Origin of the sequence: Pseudomonas fakonensis, from assembly GCF_019139895.1 — a bacterium.
GTDB lineage: Bacteria > Pseudomonadota > Gammaproteobacteria > Pseudomonadales > Pseudomonadaceae > Aquipseudomonas > Aquipseudomonas fakonensis.
Genome location: NZ_CP077076.1, coordinates 1,187,752 through 1,213,921, shown reverse-complemented (window position 1 = coordinate 1,213,921; position 26,170 = coordinate 1,187,752). Strand labels below are relative to the sequence as shown.

Below are 26,170 nucleotides of genomic sequence, written 5' to 3'. Positions count from 1 at the left end.
ATCGCTGGCAAGCCAGCTCTCATAGAAAAAACTACAACTCATTGATTTAACGCGGTCTCTGTGGGAAGCGGCCTTGTGTCGCGATGGGGCGCGAAGCGGCCCCAAGACCTCGGCCTCATGCAAAATTGCCGGGGCTGCTGCGCAGCCCATCTCGACCGGACGGCGCCCCGGCAAGGCCGCTTCCCACAGGGGCCGCGGTGCATCTGCAGAGACTAGTTCTCTGCGCGACAGCGCAGCCCGAAAGGGCTGGGTGATCTCCTACAGGGATACAGGCTTAATCCGCGATAAAACTCACCCGCACCTTCAACCCGCCCTTCTCGCCATCATGCAGGCTGATCTGCGCCAGATGCGCCCGGCAGATTTCGCCAACGATGGCCAAGCCCAAGCCACTGCCCTGCACGCTGCGCCGGTAAAACCGCTCGAACACCCGCTCGCGCTCATCTTCGGGGATTCCGGGCCCATCATCCTCGACCTCCAGCACCGCCGGCGCCAGCACACGCAAGATCACATCGCCCCCGGCCGGAGTGTGCGCCAGGGCGTTGTCCACCAGGTTGCTGAGCAGTTCGTTGAGCAGGGTCGGCTCACCCTTGAGCCACACCGGCGCCTCGGCCTCCAGCGCCAGCGACACACCCCGGGCATGGGCCAGCGGCGCCATGGCCATACCCAGCTCGCGGGCCAGCTGGCTCAGGTCCAGGCGCTGGGCGCCGCCCTCGGCGATGGCCCGGGCGCCGTTCTCGACCCGCGCCAGCGACAGCAACTGGTTGGCCAGGTGGGTCAGGCGGTCGGTACCCTGGGCGGCAGATTCAAGCGTCTGGCGCCACTCGTCCGGCTCCTTCGAGCGCAGCCCCAGTTCGACCCGCGCCTTGAGCGCCGCCAGTGGCGTGCGCAGCTCGTGGGCGGCATCGGCGATGAACTGCGCCTGGCGCTCGAACTGCCCGCGCAGCCGCTCGGTGAAGTGGTTCAGGGCGCGCACCAGCGGCCCCAGCTCGCGCTGCACCTGCACCACCGGCAAGGCCCGCAGGTCGTCGGGCTGGCGCTCCTCCACGGCGCTGCGCAAGCGCTCCAGCGGGCGCAACGCGGCGCTTACGGCAAACCACACCAGCACCAGTGCCCCAAGCGCCAGCATGCCCAAGCGCAGCAGGGTATCGGCCATCAGGCTGCGGGCCATGCGCACGCGGGCTTCTTCGGTTTCGGCTACACGAATTTCGGCCATGCCGTTCATGTTCGGCTCGCTGACCGCCTTGAGCAGGCTGACCACGCGCACGTCCTGGCCCAGGTAGGTGCCGTTGTAGAACCGCGCCAGGGCCGGGTAGTCGTCGGTGCGCGGGGTGCCCGGCGGCGGCGGCGGCAGGTGCTCGTAGCCGGAAATCAGCTTCTGGTTGATGTCCAGCACCTGGTAGTAGATGCGCCCGGCGCTGTCGTAGGCGAAGGTGTCCAAGGCCACGTAGGGCACATCGGCGCTGAGGGTCCCGTCACGCTGCGAAAGGCCCGCGGCGATGGTCCGCGCCGAGGCCAGCAGGGTGCGGTCGTAGGCGGTGTCGGCGGCTTCGCGGCCGTTCCAGTAGGCACTCAGGCCGCTGGCCAGCATCAGCACCACCAGCAGCAGCGCCAGGTTGCCCAGCAGGCGCCCGCGCAGGCTGCCGTTGTCACGCATCGCGGTGCTCGAGCAGGTAGCCCAGGCCGCGGAAGGTGACGATACCTACTGGGTGGCCGTCGAGCTTCTTGCGCAGGCGGTGGATGTAGATCTCGATGGCGTCGGGGCTGGCCTCTTCGTCCAGGCCGAACACCTGGGCGGCCAGTTGCTCCTTGCTCATCACCCGCCCCGGGCGGGCGATCAGCGCCTCGAGCACGCTCTGTTCGCGCTGGGTCAGGGTCAGCGGTTCGTCGCCCAGGCTGAAACGCCGGGTGTCCAGGTCGTAAACCAATGGCCCGCAGCGCTGCTGGCGCTCGCCACCGAGCACGCTGCGACGCAGCAGCGCCTTCACCCGGGCCTCCAGTTCGCTCAGTTCGAACGGCTTGGCCAGGTAGTCGTCGGCACCGAGGTTGAGCCCGTGCACCCGGTCCTTCACATCGCTGCGCGCGGTCAGCATCAGCACCGGCAAGGTCTTGCCGCGCCCGCGCAAACGCGCCAGCACCTCGAACCCGTCCAGCCGCGGCAGGCCGACGTCAAGCACGGCCACGGCGTAGTCCTCGCTGGCCAAGGCCAGGTCGGCAGCCACGCCGTCGTGCAAAACATCCACGGTCAGGCCTTGGCTCTTGAGGGCCTGGGCCACGCTTTCGGCCAGTTGCAGATGGTCTTCGACCAGCAGCACACGCATCGGATTCTCCCTGCTCGGGTGGGGCGGTGGCGCGGAGTGTACCGCTGCCGGGCGGCCTGTGAAGCCCCTTGTAACAAACCTTTTGCGCTGAAAGGTTAGCGAAAGGTTCGTTACCTAGCATCGCACCACGGTCGCCCCACGCGCCGAAAAAAGCACCAGCAAGGTGCAACGAATAAGAACAATAAACGGAGTCATCCCGATGCTGTCATCGCAGCCTCAGGCGTTCGCGCCTACCCGTTCCCTGTCCGCACGCCCGTCCGCCATTGCCAGCGCCCTCGCGCTTGCCGGTGTCGCCCCACTAAGCCAGGCCGCCTTCTTCGAAGACAGCACGGCCACCTTCGAAACCCGCAACATGTACTTCAACCGCGACTTCCGCGACGGCACCAGCGCGCAGCAATCCAAGCGCGACGAATGGGCCCAGGGTTTCATGCTCAACTTCGAGTCCGGCTACACCGACGGCACCGTGGGCTTTGGCCTGGACGCGCTGGGCATGATGGGCATCAAGCTCGACTCCAGCCCCGACCGCACCGACACTGGCCTGCTACCCACCCATGACGATGGCCGGGCCGCCAACGAGTACTCCAAGCTCGGCCTGACCGGCAAGGTGAAGATCTCCAAGACCGAATTGAAGATCGGCACCCTGATCCCCGAACTGCCGACCCTGCAGCCCAACGACGGGCGCATCCTGCCGCAAACCTTCGAAGGCGGCCTGCTCACCTCCCAGGAAATCAAGGGCCTGACCTTCACCGGCGGGCGCCTGGACCACGCCAAGGACCGCAACGACACCAACTGGGAAGAGCTGGCGCTGAACAACAAGAACGGCCGCTTCGGTGGCAGTTTCAGCGCCGACAACCTGAGCCTGGCGGGGCTTGACTACAAGTTCACCGACCGCATCACCGGCAGCTACCACTTCGCCCAGCTCGATGACATCTACCGCCAGCACTTCATCGGCATGCTCGCCACCCAGCCCTGGGGCCCGGGCACCTTCGGCGCCGACCTGCGCCTGGCGATCAGCGACGAGGCAGGCTCTGCAAAAGCCGGGCGCATCGACAACACCACCTTCAGCAGCATGTTCAGCTACGGCCTGGGCGGGCACAAGCTCAGCGCCGGCTGGCAGCAACTGAGCGGCGACAGCGCCTTCCCCTACGTTGATGGCGCCGACCCGTACCTGGTCAACTTCGTCCAGATCAACGACTTCGCAGGTGCCGACGAGCGCTCCTGGCAGGCGCGCTACGACTACAACTTCGCAGCCCTGGGCGTACCCGGCCTGACCTTCATGACCCGCTACATCAACGGCGACAACGTCAGCCGCGCCGCTGGTGGCGAGGGCAAGGAGTGGGAACGCAACACCGAACTGAAGTACGTGGTACAAAGCGGCCCGTTGAAAAACGTCGCCGTGCGCCTGCGCAACGCCACCTTCCGCTCCAACTTCGCCCGCGACGCCGACGAAGTGCGGCTGTTGGTCAGCTACAGCGTGGCCCTCTGGTAAGCCACCCCATAACAACAATGCTCACGGAGACTGACAATGACCTTTTCACTGCGCCGCCTCGCCCTCGCCACCGGCTGCCTGCTGCTGGCTGGCAACGCCCTGGCCGCCGAACCCAAACGCCCTGAATGCATCGCCCCGGCCTCGCCCGGCGGCGGTTTCGACCTGACCTGCAAGCTGGTGCAAAGCGCCCTGGTGCAGGAAAAGATCCTCAGCAAGCCGATGCGCGTCACCTACATGCCGGGTGGGGTGGGTGCGGTGGCCTACAACGCCGTGGTCGCCCAGCGCCCAGGCGATGCCGGCACCCTGGTGGCCTGGTCCAGCGGCTCGCTGCTGAACCTGGCCCAGGGCAAGTTCGGTCGCTTCGACGAAAACGCGGTGAAGTGGCTGGCAGCGGTCGGCACCAGCTACGGCGCCATTGCGGTGAAAAGCGACTCGCCCTACAAAACCCTCGACGACCTGGTCGCGGCGCTGAAAAAAGACCCGAGCAAGGTGGTGATCGGCTCTGGCGGCACCGTCGGCAGCCAGGACTGGATGCAGACCGCGCTGATTGCCAAGGCCGCCGGCATCAACCCGCGCGACCTGCGCTACGTGGCCCTGGAAGGCGGCGGCGAGATCGCCACCGCACTGCTGGGCGGGCACATCCAGGTCGGTTCCACCGACATTTCCGACTCCATGCCGCACATCCAGAGCGGCAACATGCGCATCCTCGCAGTGTTCTCGGAAAAGCGCCTGGACGAGCCAGAGATGAAAGACATCCCCACCGCCAAGGAACAGGGCTACGACATCGTCTGGCCGGTGGTGCGCGGCTTCTACCTGGGGCCGAAGGTCAGCGACGAAGACTACGCCTGGTGGAAGGCCTCGTTCGACAAGATGCTGGCCTCGGAAGACTTCGCCAAGCTGCGTGACCAACGCGAGCTGTTCCCGTTCGCCATGACCGGTGAAGAGCTGGACGGCTACGTGAAAAAGCAGGTGGCCGACTACAAGGCCCTGGCTCGGGAATTCGGGTTGATTCAGTAAGCCACGCAGATTCCTGTGGGAGCGGCCTTGTGCCGCGATGGGCCGCACAGCGGCCCCTGCAATGCCACTGCGGTCATCCTGGCAGATCACAGTGGCAGGTTTTGCGGCCGCTTCGCGCCCGATCGCGACACAAGGCCGCTCCCACAGGGTTTGCATTTCGCTCAAGCGATCACAACGAGGATTTCTTCAATGATCCTGCAACGTATCTTCGCCCTCGTGCTGCTGGCTGTATGCGCCGCCCTGGCGGTGATGGCCTGGCCTTACCAGGCTGCGTTTTCCTATGAACCGGTGGGCCCGCGTGCCTACCCGTTGCTGATGCTCGGGCTGATGGGCCTGGGCCTTTTGTACCTGGCCATCCGCCCCACGCCCATCGTGCGCAAGGACGATGAACCGCAGCTGGACCGCGAAACCCTGATCAAGATCGCCGCTTGCGTGGGCCTGTTGGTCGTCTTCGCCGCCACCTTCGAACCCCTGGGTTTCATCCTCAGCGCGATCCTCGTCGGCCTGCCCATGGCACGCCTGTACGGCGGGAGCTGGCTGCCCGGCGCCATCGTGGTGGTGGGCATGAGCATCTTCCTCTACTGGCTGTTCGACCGCGTGATGGACGTGCCCCTGCCCCTTGGCCTGCTGAGCGTACTGGAGAACTGACACATGGATACCTTGAGCTACCTCGGCCAGGGCTTCGGCGTCGCCCTGAGCCCCTACAACCTGGTCACCGCCCTCACCGGCACCCTGATCGGCACCGTGGTCGGCCTGCTGCCGGGCCTGGGCCCGATCAACGGCGTGGCCCTGCTGATCCCCATCGCCTTCGCCCTCGGCCTGCCGCCGGAGTCGGCGCTGATCCTGCTGGCGGCGGTGTACCTGGGCTGCGAATACGGCGGGCGAATCAGCTCGATCCTGCTGAACATCCCCGGTGAAGCCTCCACCGTGATGACCACCCTCGACGGCTACCCCATGGCCCGCCAGGGCCTGGCCGGCGTTGCCCTGTCGCTGTCGGCATGGAGCTCGTTCATCGGCGCCTTCATCGCCACCTGCGGCATGGTGCTGTTCGCCCCGCTGCTGGCGAAATGGGCGATTGCCTTCGGCCCGGCGGAATACTTCGTGCTGATGGTGTTCGCCATCGTCGCCCTCGGCGGCATGGCCGGTGACAAGCCGCTGAAGACCTTCATCGCCGCGTTGATCGGCTTGTTCCTGTCGGCGGTCGGTATCGACGCCAACAGCGGCGTATACCGCTTCACCGGTGACAGCGTGCACCTGGCCGACGGCATCCAGTTCGTGGTGCTGGTGCTGGGCCTGTTCTCCATCAGCGAGATCCTCCTGCTGCTGGAAAAGACCCACCATGGCCATATCGCGGTCAAGGCCACCGGGCGCATGCTGTTCAACTTCAAGGAAGCGGCCTCGGTATTCGCGGTGAACATCCGTTGCGGCCTGCTGGGCTTCTTCATGGGCGTGCTGCCCGGTGCCGGTGCAACCCTGGCCAGCGCCGTGGCCTACATGACCGAAAAACGCATGGCTGGCGAAAAGGGCAAGTTCGGCAAGGGCGATGCCCGTGGCCTGGCCGCGCCTGAAACCGCCATCGGCGCCTCCTGCTGCGGCGCCCTGGTGCCGATGCTGACCCTCGGCGTACCCGGTTCGGGCACCACTGCAGTGATGATCGGTGCACTGACCCTGTACAACATCACCCCCGGCCCGCTGCTGTTCGAACAGCAACCAGACATCGTCTGGGGCCTGATCGCCTCGCTGTTCATCGCCAACATCATGCTGGTGATCCTGAACATCCCGATGATCCGCATCTTCACCCGCATTCTCGCCGTGCCGAACTGGGCGCTGGTGCCGGTGATCGCCATCATCACCGCGATCGGCGTGTACGCCGTGCATGCCACCACCTTCGACCTGTTCCTGATGGTCGGCATCGGCATCATGGGCTACATCCTGCGCAAGCTGGACTTTCCGCTGTCGCCGATCCTGCTGGGCTTCATCCTCGGCGGGCTGATGGAGCAGAACCTGCGCCGCGCGCTGTCGATCTCCAACGGCGAGCTGGGCATTCTCTGGGCGAGCCCTATCAGCATGGGCGTGTGGGCCCTGGTGGTGTGCATGCTGGGCCTGCCGCTGCTGCGCATCTGGCGCAAACGCGCCCAGCAGCGCCGGGCCCTGGCCGATGCCTGACCGGTCGTTGCCCCTGTTCTGGGCCACCGGGCTGGTCGGCCTGGCCGGCGGCTTTGCCGCCAGCCAGGTCGGCTGGCCTTTGCCGTGGATGGTCGGCTCGCTGCTGGCGATCATCCTGGTGCGCTGCCTCACGCCCTGGCAGCTCAGTGAAATCCCCAATGGCCGCAAGTGCGGGCAATGGATCATCGGCATCGGTATCGGCCTGCACTTCACCCCGGCGGTGATCGAGCAGGTGGCCAGCCACTTCGCGCTGATCTTCTTCGGCGCGCTGTTCACCACGCTTTCCAGCGTGATCAGCGTGTGGTTGTTGCGGCGCACCGGTGAGGACCGCGCCACGGCGTTCTTCGCCAGCATGCCGGGCGGCTCGGGCGAGATGGTCAACCTGGGCGCGCGTAATGGCGCGGTGCTCAGCCAGGTGGCGGCGGCGCAAAGCCTGCGAGTACTGGCGGTGGTGCTGTGCGTGCCGGCGCTGTTCAAGCTGCTGCTGGGTGATGGCGTGCCGCTGAACCATGCCGGCAGCGTGAGCTGGGGCTGGCTGGCGCTGATCGCCCCGCTGGGCGTGGCGGTGGCGTTGCTGTGGCAGCGCTTGCGCCAGCCCAACCCCTGGCTGTTCGGCCCACTGCTGGTGGCGGCCAGCATCAGCCTGGCCGGCAACCTGCAGATCGGCCTGCCCAACGGCGCCAGCCAGATCGGCCAGTGGCTGATCGGCAGCGGCCTGGCCTGCCACTTCAACCGTGCGTTCTTCCGCCGCGCGCCGTCGTTTCTCGGTCGCACCCTGCTGGCCACCGCGCTGTGCATGCTGATTGCCGCCGCAGCGGCCTGGGCGCTGAGCCTGCTCACCCACCTGGACCTGCGTTCGCTGACCCTGGGCATGATGCCCGGCGGCATTGCCGAGATGAGCCTGACGGCCGAAACCCTGCAACTGTCGGTACCGCTGGTGACCGCGCTGCAGGTGATGCGCTTGCTGTTCGTGCTGTTTCTGGCCGAGCCGTTCTTCAGGCGCTGGAACGCCAGCTCGTAAATTTGCGTCGCCTTCTTTGCGGGTACTGCACTGCGCTCAAGGCATGTGCAGTACCTTGTAGGAGCCGGCTTGCCGGCGATAGGGCCTACAAGGCTGGCACTGCCCAGTCAATCGGCGCGATCCCGCGCTGCTCGAGGAAGCCATTGGCCCGGCTGAAATGCCCGCAACCGAAGAACCCGCGATAAGCCGACAACGGCGACGGGTGCACGGATTTGAGCACCAGGTGCTTGCTGGCATCGATCAGCTTTTGCTTGCTCTGGGCATGGGCGCCCCACAGCAGAAACACCACGTTCGGGCACTGCTCGCTGACCACCTGGATGACCCGGTCGGTGAAGAACTCCCAGCCCTTCTTGGCATGGGACGCCGCATTGGCGCGCTCCACGGTCATGGTGGTGTTGAGCATCAACACGCCCTGGTCGGCCCAGCTTTGCAGGTAACCGTGGCTTGGGATCGGCAGGTTGAGGTCGCGCTGCAGCTCTTTGTAGATGTTCACCAACGACGGCGGCGTGGGCACCCCCGGCTGCACCGAGAAGCACAGGCCGTGGGCCTGGCCCGGGCCGTGGTACGGGTCCTGGCCGAGAATGACCACCTTCACCTGCGTAAGCGGCGTGGAATTCAGTGCATTGAAGATCATCGGCCCAGGCGGGTAGATTTCCTTGCCGGCGGCATACTCGCCACGCAGGAACTCGCGCAGTTGGTGCATGTAGGGTTGGTCGAACTCGGCGCGCAGGGCGGCCTTCCAGCTGGCTTCGAGCTTGATGCGGTCGTCGTCGGTCATGGGATGGTCCGGAAACAAAGTGGCGCGACACTAGGAAAGCTGAGCCGGCTTGTCAATCGAGGCGACCGGCGACCGGCAGCTTTGCCGGCGCCGGCCATACTGGTGGGACGACTTGCGCGAGGTAGTCCATGTCCATTCATTGCGAGGTACTCACCGGCGCCGACGGCGCCCGCATCGGCATCGCCAGCCTGGATGCCCCCAAGGCGCTCAACGCCCTGACCCTGCCCATGATCGAGCAGCTCGACCAGCAGCTCGACGCCTGGGCCCGCGACCCCGGCATCGTCTGCGTACTGCTGCGCGGCAACGGCGCCAAGGCGTTTTGCGCCGGCGGTGATGTACGCGCGCTGGCCCAGGCCTGCCGCGAACAACCCGGCAGCGTGCCGGCGCTGGCGGCCAGCTTCTTTGCCAGCGAATACCGCCTCGACCACCGCCTGCACACCTACCGCAAACCCCTGCTGTGCTGGGGCCATGGCCACGTGCTGGGCGGCGGCATGGGGCTGTTGCAGGGCGCGGCAATTCGCATCGTCACCCCCAGCAGCCGGCTGGCGATGCCGGAAATCAGCATTGGCCTGTACCCAGACGTCGGCGCCAGCTGGTTCCTCGCCCGTCTGCCCGGCAAGCTCGGGTTGTTCCTAGGGCTGACCGGAGCCCCCATCAACGCCCGCGATGCCCTTGATCTCGGCCTGGCCGATCGTTTTCTGGGCGAGCAGCAACAAGAAGCCCTGATCGATGAGTTGCTGCAACTGAACTGGCAGGAACAGACCGCGCTGCAACTCAACAGCCTGCTCAAGGCCGAGCAGCACCGAGCCTGGGCCGAGCTGCCCGAAGGGCAATGGCTGGCGCGGCGCGCAATCATCGACGAGGTGCTGGACGTGGCCAACCCGGTGGCGGCCTGGCGAGCGCTGAGCGGCCTGGCCCGGCATGCCGACCCGTTGCTTGCCGATGCCGGCAAGCGCCTGCACGAGGGCTGCCCGCTGACTGCGCATCTGGTGTGGGAGCAGATTCACCGGGCCCGGCACCTGTCGTTGGCGCAGGTGTTCCAGATGGAATACACCCTGAGCCTGAACTGCTGCCGTCACCCCGAATTCAGCGAAGGGGTACGCGCCAGGCTGCTGGACAAGGACAACACCCCGCGCTGGCACTGGCCGGACGTGGCACAGGTGCCGGCTGCGGTGGTGCAGGCGCATTTCAGCAAGGCATGGGACGGGCGGCACCCGCTGGCCGAGCTGGGTTGATGGGCCCTTTTTCATGCTCGGTTGATGGGCCTTGTTACCTGTAGGAGCCGGCTTGCCGGCGATGAGGCCGGCCCTGCAGTGCAAGGCTGCAGGACCCCATCGCCGGCAAGCCGGCTCCTACAGGGTTCAACCGGAGTTCAACCCGGGTTCAACGCTGCCAGTTGCGGTCGCTGCCCCGCCCGTTGCCGGGGCCACGGTCGCGATTACCCTGCCCGTTGGAATGCCAGCGATCCCCCTGGCTATTCCCCCGGTTGTTGTTGCGATAGTCGTTGCGATCCCGGTCACGCCCATAGTCATAGCGCTGGCGGTTGCCATAGTCATGCCGCGGGTTGCCCTGCCACTGCGCCGGCCGGCCCGGGGGCGGGCCCGGGCGGTAATGCGGTGCCGGTTCCGGCCGGTAATAACGCGGTGCAGGTTGGTAGTAACGCGGCGCGGGCTGGTAGTAGTAGCGCGGTTGCGGCGCCACGTAGTAACGGTCCTGGCGGTAATAGCCCGGGTAAACGTAGCGATCGCTGGTGTAATAGTCGCTGCGGTAATAGCCGTCGCTCTCGTAGTAAGGCGCGCAGGCAGAGGTCAAAAGCCCCAGCAGGACAATGATCAGAATTCGTGGGTACATGGCGGCCTCCTGGACCGCTGGGGTGCCCGGGTCAGCGGCGCTGACGGGCATCGGCGGGAATGCGATCACCGACACCAGATAAGACATCCGCGCCAGGGTTCAGTGCCATTTCAGCAACAATTTGAAACAGCTCGTATAACCATGAAAAACATGCAGTCATTTCCCGGTCATCTCACTAGAATGTGACCTCTGGCACATATCACGGGACGATCATGCCCTCGCCTTCCGCCCTGTTTTCGCAACGCTCGCTGATCTTTACCTTGCTGCTGTTGCTGGCCAGCGGCTTTTTGGCCACCTCGCTGCTGAGCTACTACGCCTCGCGCGGGGCGATCCGCGACGGCATCGTCAACACCGAGCTGCCACTGACCTCCGACACGGTGTATTCGGAGATCCAGAAAGACCTGATCCGCCCGGTGCAGATCTCGGCAATGATGGCGCAGAACACCTTCCTGCGTGACTGGGTGCTGGCCGGCGAGCAGAACCCGGAACGCATCACCCGCTACCTCGGCGAGGTGATGGACACCCAGAACACCTGCACCAGCTTTTTCGTCTCCGACCGCACCCTCACCTACTACCAGGCCAAGGGCGTGCTCAAGCAGGTCAAGCCCGACGCCTGGCGCGATGCCTGGTACTTTCGCCTGCGCAACCTGCAGCAGCCCTACGAGATCAATGTCGACCTGGACATGGCCAACCAGGACAAGCTGACCGTGTTCATCAACCACCAGATGCTCGACTACCAGCAGCGCTTCATCGGTGCGGTGGGCGTGGGCCTGAGCGTGGAGTCGGTGGTCAGGCTGATCGATGACTACCAGCGGCGTTACCAACGGGCGGTACTGTTCACCGACAGCCAGGGCAAGATCGTGCTGACCGGCACCGGCGGCGGCCCCCACGGCCTGCGTGCCGGCCAGCAACTGGCCGACAGCGACCAATGGCAGGACCTGCTGAGCCGCCTGCCGACGCCGACCGCCGGCAGCCACGAGTACAAGGACAACGAGGGCCACGCGCATTTTCTAAACGTGCGCCTGCTGCCGGAGCTCGACTGGTATCTGCTGGTGGACAAGCGCGAAACCGAGGCCCTGGACCGTATTCGCCAGTCGCTGTACCTGAACCTGGCCATCTGCACCATGATCACCTTGGTGGTGCTGTCGCTGCTGGGCGCCATGGTCAGGCGCCACCAAGCCAACGCCGAGGCGCTGGCCACCCTGGACAGCCTCACCGGCCTGCCCAACCGCCGCAGCTTCGACCTGCTGGCCGGCCAGGCACTGATCGAAGCCCAGCGCGACAGCGCACCACTGGTCGCCCTGTTGATCGACCTCGACCACTTCAAGGCGCTCAACGACACCTACGGCCACCTGGCCGGCGACGAAGTGCTGCGCCAGTTCGCCAATGTGCTGCAGGGCAGCCTGCGCCAGTCCGATATACTCTGCCGCTGGGGCGGCGAGGAGTTCATCGTGCTGCTGCGCGAAACCGAGGGCCGCCAGGCCATCGAAGTGGCCGAGAAGATCCGCCGGCGCACCGAACAGCTGATATTCAGCTACGCCGACCAGCCGCTGCGCCTGACCGTCAGCATCGGCCTGTCGGGCCTGCAACGCGGCGACTCGCTGCACGCCCTGCTGACCCGCGCCGACCACGCGCTGTACCGCGCCAAACAAGGCGGACGCAACCGCGTCTGCAGCGAAACACCCGGAACCGAGCATGTCTGACACCACCCTCTGCCCCGCCTGCGGAGCCACCAACCAATGCGGCCTGGCCGACCCACGCACGGCCGCCCGCGGCTGCTGGTGCTTCGAGGTGAGCATCGACCCGGCAGTGCTTGAAGCCCTGCCCGCCGAGCTGCGCGACAAGGCCTGCCTGTGCCCGCGCTGCGCCCAGGTGGACGAGCAGCTCAAGGCAGCGCAGCCGCCGGCAATCCGCTAGACTGCGCGCCGATTTCAGCCGACCTGCCCCCAATGCGCCTTGACCGTTTCCTCGCCAACCTGCCCGCCTACAACCGCCAGCAAGTGCGCCTGCTGCTGGTGCAACGGCGGGTGCGCGTGGATGGCGTGGCCACCGCCGACCCGTTGCACGAGGTGCGCGAGTTCAGCCGGGTGGAGGTGGACGAACACCTGCTGCAGGCCGGCCGCCCGGCGCGTTACCTGATGCTGCACAAGCCGCAAGGCTGCGTCAGCGCCACCCGCGACCCCGAGCACCGCACCGTGCTCGACCTGCTGCCAGCCGAGCTGCGCGACGATCTGCACATCGCCGGGCGCCTGGACTTCAACACCACCGGGTTGCTGCTGCTGACCAACGACGGCCAGTGGTCACGCCGGCTGACCCAGCCGGCCACCAAGCTGCCCAAGGTGTACCGGGTACACACCGAGGACGAGATCGGCGCGCACTACGTCGATACCTTCCGCGAGGGGCTGTACTTCGCCTTCGAAGACCTCACCACCCAGCCTGCCCAGCTGGACATCCTCGGGCCGCGCGAGGCACGGCTGACGATCATCGAGGGGCGCTACCACCAGGTCAAGCGCATGTTCGGGCACTTCCAGAACAAGGTGGTGGGGCTGCACCGGGAGAGTATGGGGGCGATCGAATTGGACCCTGGCCTGGCGCCTGGGGCTTTCAGGGCATTGAGCCGCGAAGAGATCGCAGCCGTCTGATCAGCCCGCAGCCCCTGTAGGAGCCGGCTTGCCGGCGATAGGGCCGGGCCTGAAACAGCATTTCCCTGCGCCGGCCTCATCGCCGGCAAGCCGGCTCCTACAGGGACCGTGTCCGGCACCTCAATCAGGCCACTTCCCGCGCAAACGATTGGGTAGCCAACCCGCGCCCGCACTACACGACCGCCGGCAAAAAAACCCTTCAACGGCACTTGCGCGACCTCGTACCCACTGCTTGACTGCTCACTTGTCGGTCTGCATGTGACCCAGCAGTCACAACCGTAGTCCAAGACACCTTTTTGCCGGCCACCCAGGGTCTCGATGCCTTGGGGCACGGCAGATCGCCCGCCACAACAATACCGTCGACACAAGCGTCAAGGATCGACACAAGGGCCCACCGCTTTCACTTCCAGGCAAATGCCTACCTGTCATAAAGCACGTGCACCCTAGGTGACGCGAATACCCTTTTTGCGCCAGGAGTCGACGACATGAGGCCAGAAATCGCTGTACTTGATATCCAAGGGCAGTACCGGGTTTACACGGAGTTCCATCGCGCAGAAGGCGCCGAAAAGACGATCATCCTGATCAACGGCTCGCTGGCCACGACGGCTTCCTTTGCCCAGACGGTGCGCAACCTGCACCCGCAATTCAACGTGGTGCTGTATGACCAGCCCTACGCCGGCAAGTCCAAGCCGCACAACCGCCAGGAGCGTTTGCTCACCAAGGAGACCGAGGCGCACATCCTCCTTGAGCTGATCGAGCACTTCCAGGCCGACCACGTGATGTCGTTCTCCTGGGGTGGAGCCTGCGGGTTGCTGGCGCTGGCACACCAACCACGGCGGGTGAAAAAAGCCATCGTCAGCTCGTTCTCGCCGGTGATCAACGAACCGATGCGCGACTACCTGGAGCGCGGTTGCCAGTACCTGGCCGCCTGCGACCGCTACCAGGTGGGCAACCTGGTCAACGACACCATCGGCAAGTACCTGCCGTCGCTGTTCAAGCGCTTCAACTACCGGCATGTCAGCAGCCTGGACAGCCACGAATACACGCAGATGCTGTTTCACATCAACCAGGTGCTCGACCACGACCTGGAACGGGCGCTGCGGGCTGCACGCAACATCGACATCCCGGTGCTGTTCATCAACGGCGACCGTGACGAGTACACCACCGTCGAGGACGCCCGCCAGTTCAGCCAGCACGTGGGGCAGAGCCACTTCAGCGTGATCCGCGATGCCGGCCACTTCCTCGACATGGAACACAAGGGCGCCTGTGAAGATACCCGCAGCGTGATGCTCGGTTTCCTCAAGCCAAGCGTGCGCCAGCCCCGTCAACGCTACACACCTGTACAGGGGCAGCATGCACTGGCCATCTGAGCGCATCGGCGTCTTGCTGCCCCACCCACCCGCAGGCAGCAGGGCGCCGACCCGCTTTTTTTATAACCTGGGCTTCTATTTCGAGGAGGGATCTGGTAAAAAGTCGTGCGCTGACGCGGGTATAGTTTAGTGGCAAAACGAAAGCTTCCCAAGCTTTAGTTGAGGGTTCGATTCCCTCTACCCGCTCCAAATCGTATTCCCCGCATGGCGTTCCAATAACGTCATCGCTGTCAAAAGGAGCCCATGGCTCCTTTTTTCGTTTCTGCACCCTTCGTTGATCTGGCCCATGGCCGCCCTCTCGCCGATCGATTTCAATGCCCGGCCACACCGCACTTGCCAGCCAGACGGCTTGCGCGCATAAACGCCCTACGCTTGTCGAAACATTTCCAAAGGACTGCCCATGTTTCTCTCCCGCTGGTTACCGGGCCTGGCCAACCTGCTGCACTACCGCCGCGAGTGGTTCCACGCCGACCTGCAGGCCGGCTTGTCGGTGGCTGCCATCCAGATCCCCATCGCCATCGCCTATGCGCAGATCGTCGGCCTGCCCCCGCAGTACGGCTTGTACGCCTGCGTGCTGCCGATGATCGTCTATGCCCTTATCGGTAGTTCACGGCAGTTGATGGTCGGCCCCGACGCCGCGACCTGCGCCATGATCGGCGGCGCCGTGGCGCCATTGGCCATGGGCGACCCACACCGCATCGCCGAGCTGTCGGTGATCGTCACCGTGCTGGTGGGGGCGATGCTGATCGCCGCCGGCGTGGCCCGGGCCGGGTTCATCGCCAGCTTCTTCTCGCGGCCGATCCTCATCGGCTACCTCAACGGCATCGGCCTGAGCCTGATCGCCGGACAGTTGTCGAAGGTGGTGGGGTTCAAGATCGAGGGTGACGGGTTCATCCTCAGCGTGGTCAATTTCCTCGAACGCCTGGGCGAGATCCACTGGCTCACCCTGCTGATCGGCCTCGCCGGGCTGGGCCTGCTGATCTGGCTGCCGCGCCGCTACCCTCGGCTGCCGGCGGCGCTGGTCACCGTGGTGGTGTTCACCGCCCTGGCCGGGCTGTTCGGCCTGGACCGCTTTGGCGTAGCGGTTCTCGGCCCGGTGCCGGCGGGCATCCCGGAGCTGGCCTGGCCACAGAGCAACCTGGCGGAGACCAAGAGCCTGCTGCGCGACGCCCTGGGTATTGCCACCATCAGTTTCTGCAGCGCCATGCTCACCGCCCGCAGCTTTGCCGCGCGGCACGGCTATGCAATCAACGCCAACCACGAATTCGTCGCCCTGGGTGTAAGCAACCTGGCTGCCGGCATCTCCCAAGGCTTTGCCATCAGCGGCGCCGATTCGCGCACCGCAGTCAATGACATGGTCGGCGGCAAGAGCCAGCTGGTGGGCATCATCGCCGCCCTGGTGATCGCGTTGATATTGCTGTTCTTCACCGCCCCCATGGCCTGGATCCCCCAAGCAGCCCTGGGCGCCGTGCTGCTGATGGCCGGTTGGGGGCTGATCGACGTCAGGTCGCTAAAAACCATCTACAGGCTCAGCCGCTTCGAGTTCTGGCTGTGCCTGCTGACCACGGTCGGCGTGCTCGGCCTGGGCGTGCTGCCGGGCATCGTGTTCGCCGTGACCCTGGCGATCCTGCGTTTGCTGTACAGCATCTACCAACCCACCGACGCCGTGCTGGGCTGGGTACCCGGCATCGAGGGCCAGGTGGACGTGCGCCAGCACAAGGATGCGCGCACTGTGCCGGGCCTGGTGGTGTACCGCTTCGATGACGCGATCCTGTTCTTCAATGCCGACTACTTCAAGATGCGCCTGCTGGAGGCCGTGCAGGGGGTGGACAAGGCCCAGGTGGTGCTGTTCGACGCAGAAGCGGTGACCAGTATCGACGTCACCGGCATCGCCGCCCTGCGCGAAGTACGCGACACCCTGGCTGCCCAGGGTATCCACTTCGCCATCGCCCGCGCACGGGGCACCTTCCTGCGCATGCTGGTGCGCTCGGGGATGGCCAGGGAAATGGAAGACAAGCTGCTGTTCGGCTCGGTGCGGGCGGGGATCCGGGCGTATCGGGTGTGGCGTAACCGGGTGCGCAGGGAGGCCGGCAGCAAATAAGGAAAGGGACTACAGCCAAGCGAGAATAGATGATCCTGACACTCACTGGATTGTGGGTAGGCTGGCCATTCCTCCTGCCGCAGCAGGTCAACTCATTCCGAGAACCAAGCAAGGCACTGGGGAATGTGATCAAGAACTGGAGGCGCCCATGAGCCGTTTCTTCGATGAGTTGATGGATAGCGTTGTAGAAATGGATGAAACCATCCAAGGCAAACGTCAGCCATCCCGGCAGTTTGTGGTGGATGCCCTGCAGGTCAGGGATATCCGCAAAGCCACAGGCCTGTCCCAGGTGCGTTTCGCCGAAATGATCGACGTACAGGTGGCCACGCTGCGTAACTGGGAACAAGGGCGCCGCGAACCTGCCGGCCCTGCCAAGGCGTTGCTGCGGGCCATCCATAACGATCCAGACCACGTGCTCAAGGCGCTTTCGCACTGACCTGGGCTGCATCTGGTCTTTCTTCACCCACGCGTTGGCAAATGGCCCGGGCAACCCCGTAATGCTGTTCACTTAAGAGAGGCGTTGCCTGGGTTGGGGCTGCTTCGCAGCCCATCGCGACACAAGGCCGCTTCCCACAGGTACTGAGCAAGGCTGAATTACCAAGCCATGCGCAGTACCTGTGGGAAGCGGCCTTGCCGGGGCGCCGTCCGGTCGAGATGGGCCGCAAAGCGGCCTCGGCAATTCTAAGTGAACAGCATTACGGGCAACCCCGGGCCTTTCTTTCCGGCCTCAGCCCTGCGGGTAGCTGCAGCCGACGTACAGATCGCGATCTTTGTCTTCAGTGGACACCACCCGCAGCGCGCCCTTGCCGTCGAGCTTGCGCTGGTAGTCGACGTAGCCGTCGGTATCGAGGGTCTTTTCCAGCTTGAGGCTGCTGGCCAGCTTGGCCGCGTCGGCCTGCGGGGTGGTGGTGGCCGATTGCAGGAAGAAGCTGAAGCGGTCAGTCATCACCACGGTGGCCGAGGTAACGCCGTTGATGCTCAGCGCCGGGCTCACCTGCCAGGCCGCACCGCCCCAAGGGCTGTGGGCTTCGTCCTTGGTCAGGGTCAGTTGCTCGTCATCGAGCATCTTGTTGAACTGCGCCACCTGTTGCGAACTGGCCTGGCACTTGACCAGGCTGGTCAGCAGCGCAACCTGATCGGCCTCGGCGGCCGAAACGGAGCAGGCGGCCAGGCTGCCGGCCAGGGCGATGAGGCGAAGCGAAGTTTTCATGGAAACATCCTTGTTCAGTTGAATGTGCATTGGTTGAAGGCGAGAAAATCACTGCCGGAGGTGAACTGCAGCACGCACTCGGCAGCGATTTTCTGCCCCGTGCGCATGCCTTTCATCAGTGCCACCTGGGCCTGGTCGGCACCGATCAGGCGGGCCAGTTCATAGCCGTCGTCGTTGCCAGCCGCCAGCACCGGCGTGCCGTTCAAGCTGCTGCTGACACCCAGTGCCACTGCGTCGAAGCGCACCGGCTTGTTCAGCTCATCCATGCTCAAGGTAGAACGGCCCTTGTCTTGGTAGTCCTGGTAGAGCGTGGAGATGTCCTGGGCGTGGGCCCACTGGGCGAGCAAGAGGCTGCTGGCAAGCACAGCCATGATCCTGATTTTCACACTGACTCCTTGTGACATGCCCCCGGCGCGGGCGCGCAAGGGGCAGGCACTCTGCCAGCATCTGGCGTTATGCGCCATCAGGGACACCCTGAGCTGGCTAGTAACCTAGCTGGCGCAGCAACTGCCCCTCACCGCCCGGGGTACGCCCGAGAAAGCGCATGAAAGCCCCGGGGCGATTGCTGAACACCCCGTCCACCCCGGCCTTGAGCGCCTTGTCGAAGTCTGCAGGGTCATCAAGGGTATACACGTGCACCAACAGCCCGCGCTGATGGCTGGCCTGGTTCATCCAGGGCTGGATCAGGTCGGCGTAGCTTTGCTCGCCAAGCCCGCTACGCATGGCCGAAGGGCCGGTGCCAATCGCACCGCCGGCCTTGGCGTAATCCAGCCAACGTTCGAATTCGCTGTGGTCTTTTGGCTGCTGACGGGCGTAGAACGCTGCCTTGTCGCTTTCGCCGGACTCGGCGAAATTCTGCCCGGAAGCCGGCTCGATACTGCCCTTGGCCACCCACAGCAGGAGAATCTTCGGGGTCTGCGGCATGGCCTGGTGCAGCAGTGCCAGGCTGTTGCGGTCGAAGGTCTGCAGCACCACACGCCCGGGTTTTTCGAGCCAGCCGCGGGCATCGAGGCGCGCCTTCAGGTCGTTTTCGATGCCGGGAAACTGCGCGGGCTGCTTGGTCTCGATGTACAGGCCCGGATGGCGCTCGGGGTTGGCCTCGGCGATGTCGATCACCTCGTCGAGGGTGAGGATGCGCAGCCCTTTGAACGAAGCCCGGGCACGCTCGGGGTAGGCCTTGTTGAACCAGCTACCGGCGTCCAGCGACTTGAGCTCGGCCAGGCTGAAGGCGCTGACCGGGCTGGCAGCGCGCTCGGGGAAGCGCTCGGCCACATCACTGGTGCGCGCCAGCACATCATCGTGCACCACCACCAGCACGCCGTCGCGGGTGCGTTGCAGGTCCATCTCCAGGTAGTCGGCACCCTGCTCGCGGGCCAGCAGGTAGGCCGGGGTAGTGGATTCGGGGGCGTCGAACGAAGCGCCACGGTGAGCGATCACGGCCGGGTACGGGATACCTTGGGCATCGGCCAGGGCCTTGCCATCGCTGGCCGAAGCCGTGGTGGCCGCCAGCAACAAGGTGAGGGTGAGTGATTGCATGAAGCGATTGTGCATGGGCGAAGTCCTCTTTCGTCCGGTTGGAACGCATCACTTTCAGGCCAATGCTGAGCCTATAGAAGCCGGCTTGCCGGCGATGAGGCCGGTACAGGCAATACAACCCCGTTGACCCTACATTGATCTGCCGCCCCCATACCCTCGCACACTGCCCATGACATGCTAAAGTCCCCGCGTTTTCCGCCATGCCAACGGACCTGCCGATGCCTGCCCTCGACGCCCACCTGCCCGCCTGGGCCGACCTCAACCAGCGCCACCCAAGCAGCGCCCTGTTGCTGGGCAACGGCGCCAGCCGCGCACTGTGGAAGCCGTTCGGCTATTTCTCGCTGTATGAAGAGGCCCAACGGGCCGGGCGCAAGAAGGGCCTGGCCGTCAGCGACCAGGCACTGTTCAAGTCGCTGGGCACAGAGCTGTTCGAGCCGGTACTCAGTACCCTCAATCACACAGTGCGGGCCAACGCCGCCCTGGCGATCAGCTCCACCGCACCGCTGAACCGCTACTACTCGATCAAGGAAGCGCTGATTCACGCCGTGCGCACCGTGCACCTGCCCTGGGCGCTGATGCCGGCAGCGACGCTGGCCACCATCAACCAGGCCCTGCGCGGCTACCGCAGTGTCTATACCAGCAACTACGACCTGCTCCTGCCCTGGGCCGTGCAGCAGGCGCCGCAAGGCTTTGCCGAGCAGTTCGATGAACAGGGTTTCTTCGACATTCGCCGCAGCCGCACCAGCGGCACCCGGGTCCTGCACCTGCACGGCGGCCTGCACTTGCTCAAGCTACCTGACGGCACCACGCGCCAGCGCAGCGCCGATGCTGCCGAGCTGTTCGACGGCTTTGCGGTAAACATTCCCGGCGAGGTGCCGCTGTTCGTCAACGAAGGCCGCAGCGACGAAAAGCTGGGCGCCATCCGCCACTCGGACTACCTGTCCTGGTGCCTGGGCGAACTGGCTCGCGAACGTGAAGGGTTGTGCCTGTTCGGCCAGCACCTGGACAGCAGCGACCAGCACTTGGTCGAGGCAATCCGTCAAGCGCGGCCTGCACACATCGTCATTGCCATCCGGCCATTGAGCGACGCGTCGGTGATCAACCAGAAGCAGCATTTCGTTGACAGGTTTGGCGACCTCGAAGGGACCGCGCTGTACTTTTTCGATGCCAGCACGCACCCGTTGGGTGCCGCGCAACTGGCGATCGAAGTACCTGCGGCGCGTCATTGAAGCTGCTGGTTGGCGTTACTGCACAAGGCGCTCGTAAGCGCTGAAAATATTCACGCGCATGGCGGCCGAAGCCAGCTCGAGTACCGGTTGCTCCACAGGGTAACCTCCACGCGCCTGCATCCAGGCCAGTACGTCGGCAAGGTGCCAGAGCGCCGTGCCACCGTCATGCACTGGCGCGGGAAAACTGCGGTAGTGGGTCAGCATCAGCTTGCGCATGTTCTGCCGGGTGACGCCCACCCGTTGCGCCACGTCGGTCAAACCCACCAGGTCGGGGGTGGCCTCGATCAACTGCGCCTGGGGCAGAACCTTGCGCACGTCATCCAGCGCACTCTGCAGTGCCGCCAAGGCGCTATCGGCCTCCCGGGCAAAGGCCAGCGCCAGGCGGCCTGGCTGGCCGGTACCGACAACCGCATCATCACAACCTGCAGCGCCCAGGCGCTCCACCAGGGTTTCAGGTGCTTCGTCGTCGGCGAGTTGGTACTTGAGGGTGAACTCGTATTCCATCACGGCTGCTCCGCTGGTTGATTGGCGTGACCGCGGCCCGATGTGCAGTTGTCCACAACCCGGCGCAATTGGCGGGCGAACGTGCCGGGATTGCGCGGCGTGCACCACACACTGGTGATGCAGAACTCGCCGCAGCGACATTCACGATCATTGTTGGGGCAATAGATGCGCCCCCAGCAATGGCCTCCCCCTGCCACGACGTGCCAACCCAGCACTTCGGCGTGCCTGAGGGCGCTTTCGACTTCCTTGTTCGGGTGGATGGGGCGGGCCATCGAATGAGCGCCAGTATGGTCATGGAAAAAAGGTTGTCAAGTGACAACCAAAAACGCCGACAGGCATCATCCAGAACCAGCCTAGGCCCATTGAGGGCAGGGTTTCCCCGGCACCAACAGCTTCGGAAAATTCGCGCTCAAACCCGGAAAGCCCCTGCGGACAAGGGGCGGGTTTCAGCCAGCAATCAACCCATCATCGCGCAGCAACGCTTCCAGGCAATGCTCCTGCACCCCATAAAACGCCTTCAGCTCGGCAATCTTGCCGAGCAGTGCGCTGTTGTCCTGCACCTGCCGCCGCTTCACCGCCAAAATCATCTTGTTCTTGTTGGTGTGCTCCAACGAGATGAACTCGAACACCTTGGTTTCATAACCACAGGCCTCCAGGTACAGCGCACGCAGGCTGTCGGTGAGCATCTCGGCCTGCTGGCCCAGGTGCAACCCGTACTGCAGCATCGGTTGCAGCAGCCCAGGGCTGTGCAGTTGCGGGCGGATCTGCTTGTGGCAGCACGGCGAGCACATGATGATCGCCGCGTTGCAGCGGATGCCGGTGTGGATGGCGTAGTCGGTGGCCACGTCGCAGGCATGCAGGGCGATCATCACTTCGATGGCCTCGGGCACCACACTGCGCACGTCGCCGCACTCGAATACCAGGCCCGGGTGTTCCAGGCGCGCAGCGGCGCCGTTGCACAGCTCGACCATTTCCGGGCGCAGCTCAACGCCAGTCACCTGGGCCTCACGGCCCAGGCTGTTGCGCAGGTAATCGTGCATGGCGAAGGTCAGGTATCCCTTGCCCGAGCCGAAGTCGGCGACCCGCAACAGTTGCTCCGACGCCAACGGCGCACCGGCCAGGGCGTGGTCGAAAACCTCGATGAACTTGTTGATCTGCTTCCACTTGCGCGACATCGACGGGATCAGCGCACCTTGCGCATCGGTCACGCCCAGGTCGCGCAAAAATGGCCGGCTCAGTTCCAGGTAGCGCTTTTTCTCGCGGTCATGCCCGGCTGCGGCCAACTCGCGCGGGGCCTGTTGCGCCAGGTGGCGCTGCAGCATCGGCTTGCCCTTCTTGCTGAAGGCCAGTTGCACTTCACCTGCGGCGGTGAACAGGTGCGCGTTGCGAAAATGCTCCGGCAGTTGCGCCGCCACGAACGCCTCGACTTCGGCCAGAGGCAGGTTGCGGGTGATGTCGCGGGTCTGGTGGCGGTAGACCAGTTGCAGGCAGGCCTCGCCCTTGATCTGCACCGGCTTGGCGATGATCCGTTGCAGGCTGGCATCGCTGCCAACATGCCGGGCCAGCACCAGCTTGCCCAGGCTGGCGTCGCCCAGGGCGTCGGCCAGCAGGCTCAGGAACTGGTCACGCGCATCGGGCGCGGCGGAGGAAATGGCGGAAGACATGGGGAACAGGTGCCTCGGAATGCGGGGGGCGCGGTGCGCAATGCCGCGCATTCTACGTGGCTGCCGCCCCAGCGCGAAGGCTTTCGCGACAGGTGCGGCTCAGTCGAGAATCACCAGCCGGTTGGGCAGCTCGTTGCGCGCATGGGTGGGCGGCACATGCTCGCTGAGCAGCTCGCCACAGGCCTCGATACACTCGACGAAGCCCTGCAGCGTATGGCCCTGGCACACCTGCTCGGTAAAGCGCGCGACGATTTGCTCGCGGGCACGCGGCGGCAGGTGCCGGGCGATACCCTCATCGACCAGGATTTCCACATGCCGTTCGGCTTCACTGACGAAAATCAGCACGCCAGTGGCGCCGGCCGTGCGCTGCAGGTTGAGCTCGAGAAACTGCTGGCGGGCCAGGCCCGAGGCGCGCCGCCGGCGCAGGACCGCCGGCACCAGCCAGGCGGCAATCCGCGGGTGGCGCAGCAGCAGACACAGGGCAACGAAAGTGAGCATCTGCGCCAGCATCAGGCCGTTGAGGCCGATGCCGCCCTGCCAGCGGTGCAGCAGCAGCGGGATCGCCAGCGCCAGCAGCGCGGCCCATATCAGGGGCAAATAAGGGTAGTCGTCGGCGCGGCGGGCCAGCACCGTGACCAGTTCCGCGTCGGTGCGCCGCTCGGCGCGGGCTATCGCCTCGGCGATCTGGCGCTGTTCGTATTCGGTCATGCCATCGTCTCTTGAGCGTTCTTATCGTTGTTATCCCGGCATCGGGCTGGCGAGAGTGTATCTCATCAGGGCGCATATATAAGGCATAATCGCCGGCTGCCACAGGTTCGAAACAGCACCGCCCGCGCACAACGGACGCCGGGGGCGCTGAACAACAAACAGCCGCCTGAACAACTTCGGCCACGCACGTATCACCGTGGGTACGGCAAGGCCTCTATAACGGAATCGACGATGAAACTGTCTTTGCTGGGCCTGGCCATGGGCCTTGCCAGCCAGGCGGCCCTTGCCGCCCCCACCGCCCCGCCCCTGCAGGACAAGCAGGTGTTCATCGACCATTTGCTCGGACAGATGACCGAAGCCGAGAAAATCGGCCAGTTGCGCCTGATCAGCATCGGCCCCGAGATGCCCCGCGAAAAGATCCGTGAAGAAATCGCCGCCGGGCGTATCGGCGGCACCTTCAACTCGCGCACAGCCCCCGAGAACCGGCCGATGCAGGACGCCGCCATGCGCAGCCGCCTGAAGATCCCGATGTTCTTCGCCTACGACACCATCCACGGTGAGCGCACCATCTTCCCCATCAGCCTGGGCCTGGCCGCCACCTGGGACATGGACGCCATCGCCAAGGTTGGCCGCACCTCGGCCATCGAAGCCTCGGCCGACGCCCTGGACATGACCTTCGCACCGATGGTCGACATCGCCCGCGACCCACGCTGGGGCCGTACCAGCGAAGGCTTCGGCGAAGACACCTACCTGACCTCGAAGATCGGCCAGGTGATGGTGCGCTCGTTCCAGGGCTCGAGCCCCGCCAACCCCGACAGCATCATGGCCATCGTCAAGCACTTCGCCCTGTACGGTGCGGTGGAAGGCGGGCGCGACTACAACACGGTCGATATGAGCCCGGTGAAAATGTACAACGACTACCTGCCGCCCTACCGCGCCGCGCTCGACGCCGGTGCCGGCGGGGTGATGGTGGCGCTGAACTCGATCAACGGCGTGCCGGCCACCTCCAACACCTGGCTGATGAACGACCTGCTGCGCAAGGAGTGGGGCTTCAAGGGCGTGACCATCAGCGACCATGGTGCCATCCAGGAACTGATCCGCCACGGCGTGGCCCGTGACGGCCGCGAAGCAGCCAAGCTGGCGATCAAGGCCGGCATCGACATGAGCATGAACGACACTCTGTACGGCGAAGAACTGCCAGGGCTGCTGAAGTCCGGCGAAGTGAGCCAGGCCGAACTGGACCAGGCGGTGCGCGAGGTGCTCGGTGCCAAGTACGACATGGGCCTGTTCAAAGACCCGTACGTGCGCATCGGCAAAGCCGAGACCGACCTTGCCGACTACTACGGCAACGACCGCCTGCACCGCGACGCCGCCCGTGACGTGGCGCGCCGCAGCCTGGTACTGCTGGAAAACCGCAACGACACCCTGCCGCTGAAAAAGGCCGGCACCATCGCCCTGGTCGGCCCGCTGGCCGACGCGCCCATCGACATGATGGGCAGCTGGGCCGCCGACGGTCGCCCGGAACACTCGGTGACCGTGCGCGAAGGCCTGGCCCAGGCCCTGGCCGGCAAGGCCAAGGTGCTCTACGCCAAGGGCTCGAACGTCACCGGCGACAAGGCGATGTTCGACTACCTGAACTTCCTCAACTTCGCCGCCCCCGAGATCATCAACGACCCGCGCCCGGCCAGCGTGCTGATCGACGAAGCGGTCAAGGCCGCCCAGCAGTCGGATGTGGTGGTGGCCGTAGTCGGTGAATCCCGCGGCATGTCCCACGAGTCCTCCAGCCGCACCACCCTGGAAGTCCCGGCGGTGCAGCGCGACCTGATCAAGGCGTTGAAAGCCACCGGCAAACCGCTGGTGCTGGTGCTGATGAACGGCCGCCCGCTGTCGATCGGCTGGGAGCGTGAACAGGCCGATGCCCTGCTGGAAACCTGGTTCAGCGGCACCGAAGGCGGCAACGCCATCGCCGACGTGCTGTTCGGCGACTACAACCCGTCCGGGCGCCTGGCGATCACCTTCCCGCGTTCGGTGGGGCAGATCCCGATGTACTACAACCACATGCGCATCGGCCGCCCGTTCACCCCGGGCAAGCCAGGCAACTACACCTCGCAATACTTCGAGGAGCCCAACGGCCCGCTGTACCCGTTCGGCTATGGCCTGAGCTACACAAAATTCGAACTGTCGGGGCTCAAGCTTTCGCAAAAAGAGCTCAAGCGCGGCGGCACCTTGCAAGCCAAGGTGACGGTGAAAAACACCGGCAAGCGTGACGGCGAGACCGTGGTGCAACTGTACGTGCAAGATCAAAGCGCCTCGATGAGCCGCCCGGTGAAAGAGCTGAAGAACTTCCAGAAGCTGCTGCTCAAGGCCGGCGAAGCGCGCACCTTGACCTTCGACATCAGCGAGCAGGACCTGAAGTTCTACAATAGCCAGCTGCAGCACGTGGCCGAGCCTGGGCAGTTCAATATCCAGGTCGGTCTCGACTCGCAGGATGTGCAGCAGCAAAGCTTCGAACTGCTGTAACACCTGCTCTGGCCCTATCGCGGGCAAGCCCGCTCCTACAGGCAAT

At 65.0% G+C, this 26,170-nt stretch carries 26 protein-coding genes and 1 tRNA gene; 15 read left to right on the top strand and 12 right to left on the bottom strand.

The window, feature by feature from the left end; translation table 11 throughout:
• Positions 1–274: 274 nt before the first annotated feature.
• A complete protein-coding gene (locus KSS94_RS05565; RefSeq protein WP_217842039.1) occupies positions 275–1,654 on the bottom strand; it encodes a sensor histidine kinase in 1,380 nt (459 codons plus the stop codon).
• A complete protein-coding gene (locus tag KSS94_RS05560; protein ID WP_217842038.1) occupies positions 1,647–2,318 on the bottom strand; it encodes a response regulator in 672 nt (223 codons plus the stop codon). The genes KSS94_RS05565 and KSS94_RS05560 overlap by 8 nt, the downstream gene beginning before the upstream one ends.
• Positions 2,319–2,517: 199 nt before the next feature.
• Between KSS94_RS05560 and KSS94_RS05555 the strand changes: the two genes are divergently transcribed.
• The 5 genes from KSS94_RS05555 to KSS94_RS05535 all read left to right on the top strand — a co-directional run bounded on the left by KSS94_RS05555 (position 2,518) and on the right by KSS94_RS05535 (position 8,011).
• Complete coding sequence (locus KSS94_RS05555) at positions 2,518–3,807, top strand: OprD family porin (RefSeq protein WP_217842037.1); 1,290 nt, start codon at positions 2,518–2,520, stop codon at positions 3,805–3,807.
• A gap of 36 nt (positions 3,808–3,843) precedes the next feature.
• Positions 3,844–4,824: a Bug family tripartite tricarboxylate transporter substrate binding protein gene (locus tag KSS94_RS05550; protein ID WP_217842036.1), complete on the top strand. Its 981-nt coding sequence runs from the start codon at positions 3,844–3,846 to the stop codon at positions 4,822–4,824.
• A gap of 189 nt (positions 4,825–5,013) precedes the next feature.
• Complete coding sequence (locus KSS94_RS05545; protein ID WP_217842035.1) at positions 5,014–5,472, top strand: tripartite tricarboxylate transporter TctB family protein; 459 nt, start codon at positions 5,014–5,016, stop codon at positions 5,470–5,472.
• A 3-nt stretch (positions 5,473–5,475) separates the two neighbouring features.
• Positions 5,476–6,990, top strand: coding sequence for a tripartite tricarboxylate transporter permease (locus KSS94_RS05540; protein ID WP_217842034.1), 1,515 nt, complete (start codon positions 5,476–5,478; stop codon positions 6,988–6,990).
• Positions 6,983–8,011 (top strand): AbrB family transcriptional regulator, encoded by a 1,029-nt coding sequence (locus KSS94_RS05535; protein WP_217842033.1) that lies wholly within the window; start codon positions 6,983–6,985, stop codon positions 8,009–8,011. The genes KSS94_RS05540 and KSS94_RS05535 overlap by 8 nt, the downstream gene beginning before the upstream one ends.
• An 85-nt stretch (positions 8,012–8,096) precedes the next feature.
• On the opposite strand, the gene ung is transcribed toward KSS94_RS05535, so the two are convergent.
• Positions 8,097–8,789, bottom strand: a complete 693-nt coding sequence (gene ung / locus KSS94_RS05530) for a uracil-DNA glycosylase (RefSeq protein WP_217842032.1) — start codon at positions 8,787–8,789, stop codon at positions 8,097–8,099.
• A gap of 128 nt (positions 8,790–8,917) precedes the next feature.
• On the opposite strand from ung, the gene dspII reads away from it, so the two are divergent.
• The gene (dspII, locus tag KSS94_RS05525; protein WP_217842031.1) at positions 8,918–10,024 is read left to right on the top strand and encodes an enoyl-CoA hydratase/isomerase DspII; all 1,107 of its coding nucleotides are present in this window, start codon (positions 8,918–8,920) and stop codon (positions 10,022–10,024) included.
• 148 nt (positions 10,025–10,172) lie between these two features.
• On the opposite strand, the gene KSS94_RS05520 is transcribed toward dspII, so the two are convergent.
• Positions 10,173–10,640, bottom strand: coding sequence for a hypothetical protein (locus KSS94_RS05520; RefSeq protein ID WP_217842030.1), 468 nt, complete (start codon positions 10,638–10,640; stop codon positions 10,173–10,175).
• A gap of 31 nt (positions 10,641–10,671) precedes the next feature.
• Entirely contained in the window at positions 10,672–10,800 is a 129-nt protein-coding gene (locus tag KSS94_RS27330; protein WP_264082014.1) for a hypothetical protein, read from the bottom strand.
• A 52-nt stretch (positions 10,801–10,852) separates the two neighbouring features.
• On the opposite strand from KSS94_RS27330, the gene KSS94_RS05515 reads away from it, so the two are divergent.
• From KSS94_RS05515 to KSS94_RS05485, 7 genes are all read left to right on the top strand, one after another.
• On the top strand, positions 10,853–12,343 hold the full coding sequence (locus tag KSS94_RS05515; protein ID WP_217842029.1) for a sensor domain-containing diguanylate cyclase: 1,491 nt from the start codon (positions 10,853–10,855) through the stop codon (positions 12,341–12,343).
• Positions 12,336–12,557: a cysteine-rich CWC family protein gene (locus KSS94_RS05510; RefSeq protein ID WP_217842028.1), complete on the top strand. Its 222-nt coding sequence runs from the start codon at positions 12,336–12,338 to the stop codon at positions 12,555–12,557. Before KSS94_RS05515 ends, KSS94_RS05510 begins: the two co-directional genes overlap by 8 nt.
• 32 nt (positions 12,558–12,589) lie before the next feature.
• Complete coding sequence (locus tag KSS94_RS05505; protein WP_217842027.1) at positions 12,590–13,282, top strand: 16S rRNA pseudouridine(516) synthase; 693 nt, start codon at positions 12,590–12,592, stop codon at positions 13,280–13,282.
• Positions 13,283–13,767: 485 nt separating this feature from the next.
• Positions 13,768–14,652 (top strand): alpha/beta fold hydrolase, encoded by an 885-nt coding sequence (locus KSS94_RS05500; protein WP_217842026.1) that lies wholly within the window; start codon positions 13,768–13,770, stop codon positions 14,650–14,652.
• Positions 14,653–14,767: 115 nt separating this feature from the next.
• Positions 14,768–14,841 (top strand) — tRNA-Gly (locus KSS94_RS05495).
• A 211-nt stretch (positions 14,842–15,052) separates the two neighbouring features.
• A complete protein-coding gene (locus KSS94_RS05490; RefSeq protein WP_217842025.1) occupies positions 15,053–16,753 on the top strand; it encodes a SulP family inorganic anion transporter in 1,701 nt (566 codons plus the stop codon).
• 148 nt (positions 16,754–16,901) lie between these two features.
• Entirely contained in the window at positions 16,902–17,189 is a 288-nt protein-coding gene (locus KSS94_RS05485) for a helix-turn-helix domain-containing protein (RefSeq protein WP_217842024.1), read from the top strand.
• Between the two features lie 291 nt (positions 17,190–17,480).
• On the opposite strand, the gene KSS94_RS05480 is transcribed toward KSS94_RS05485, so the two are convergent.
• The 3 genes from KSS94_RS05480 to KSS94_RS05470 all read right to left on the bottom strand — a co-directional run bounded on the left by KSS94_RS05480 (position 17,481) and on the right by KSS94_RS05470 (position 19,514).
• Positions 17,481–17,963 carry a hypothetical protein gene (locus KSS94_RS05480; protein ID WP_217842023.1) on the bottom strand — a complete coding sequence of 161 codons (483 nt, stop codon included), beginning with the start codon at positions 17,961–17,963 and terminating at the stop codon, positions 17,481–17,483.
• A 14-nt stretch (positions 17,964–17,977) separates the two neighbouring features.
• A complete protein-coding gene (locus KSS94_RS05475) occupies positions 17,978–18,349 on the bottom strand; it encodes a hypothetical protein (protein WP_225935844.1) in 372 nt (123 codons plus the stop codon).
• A 97-nt stretch (positions 18,350–18,446) separates the two neighbouring features.
• Entirely contained in the window at positions 18,447–19,514 is a 1,068-nt protein-coding gene (locus KSS94_RS05470; RefSeq protein WP_217842021.1) for a glycerophosphodiester phosphodiesterase family protein, read from the bottom strand.
• Between the two features lie 203 nt (positions 19,515–19,717).
• On the opposite strand from KSS94_RS05470, the gene KSS94_RS05465 reads away from it, so the two are divergent.
• Entirely contained in the window at positions 19,718–20,728 is a 1,011-nt protein-coding gene (locus tag KSS94_RS05465) for a DUF4917 family protein (protein ID WP_217842020.1), read from the top strand.
• A 15-nt stretch (positions 20,729–20,743) separates the two neighbouring features.
• Here the strand turns inward: KSS94_RS05465 and KSS94_RS05460 are convergent, their stop codons facing one another.
• The 4 genes from KSS94_RS05460 to KSS94_RS05445 all read right to left on the bottom strand — a co-directional run bounded on the left by KSS94_RS05460 (position 20,744) and on the right by KSS94_RS05445 (position 23,604).
• Positions 20,744–21,232, bottom strand: a complete 489-nt coding sequence (locus tag KSS94_RS05460) for a helix-turn-helix transcriptional regulator (protein WP_217842019.1) — start codon at positions 21,230–21,232, stop codon at positions 20,744–20,746.
• Positions 21,232–21,504 (bottom strand): hypothetical protein, encoded by a 273-nt coding sequence (locus KSS94_RS05455; protein WP_217842018.1) that lies wholly within the window; start codon positions 21,502–21,504, stop codon positions 21,232–21,234. The genes KSS94_RS05460 and KSS94_RS05455 overlap by 1 nt, the downstream gene beginning before the upstream one ends.
• Positions 21,505–21,678: 174 nt before the next feature.
• On the bottom strand, positions 21,679–22,896 hold the full coding sequence (locus KSS94_RS05450) for a class I SAM-dependent methyltransferase (RefSeq protein WP_217842017.1): 1,218 nt from the start codon (positions 22,894–22,896) through the stop codon (positions 21,679–21,681).
• A gap of 99 nt (positions 22,897–22,995) precedes the next feature.
• Complete coding sequence (locus KSS94_RS05445) at positions 22,996–23,604, bottom strand: TPM domain-containing protein (protein WP_217842016.1); 609 nt, start codon at positions 23,602–23,604, stop codon at positions 22,996–22,998.
• Between the two features lie 231 nt (positions 23,605–23,835).
• Here KSS94_RS05445 and bglX point away from each other — a divergent pair, with 231 nt between their 5' ends.
• A complete protein-coding gene (gene bglX / locus KSS94_RS05440; protein WP_217842015.1) occupies positions 23,836–26,124 on the top strand; it encodes a beta-glucosidase BglX in 2,289 nt (762 codons plus the stop codon).
• Positions 26,125–26,170 lie beyond the last annotated feature (46 nt).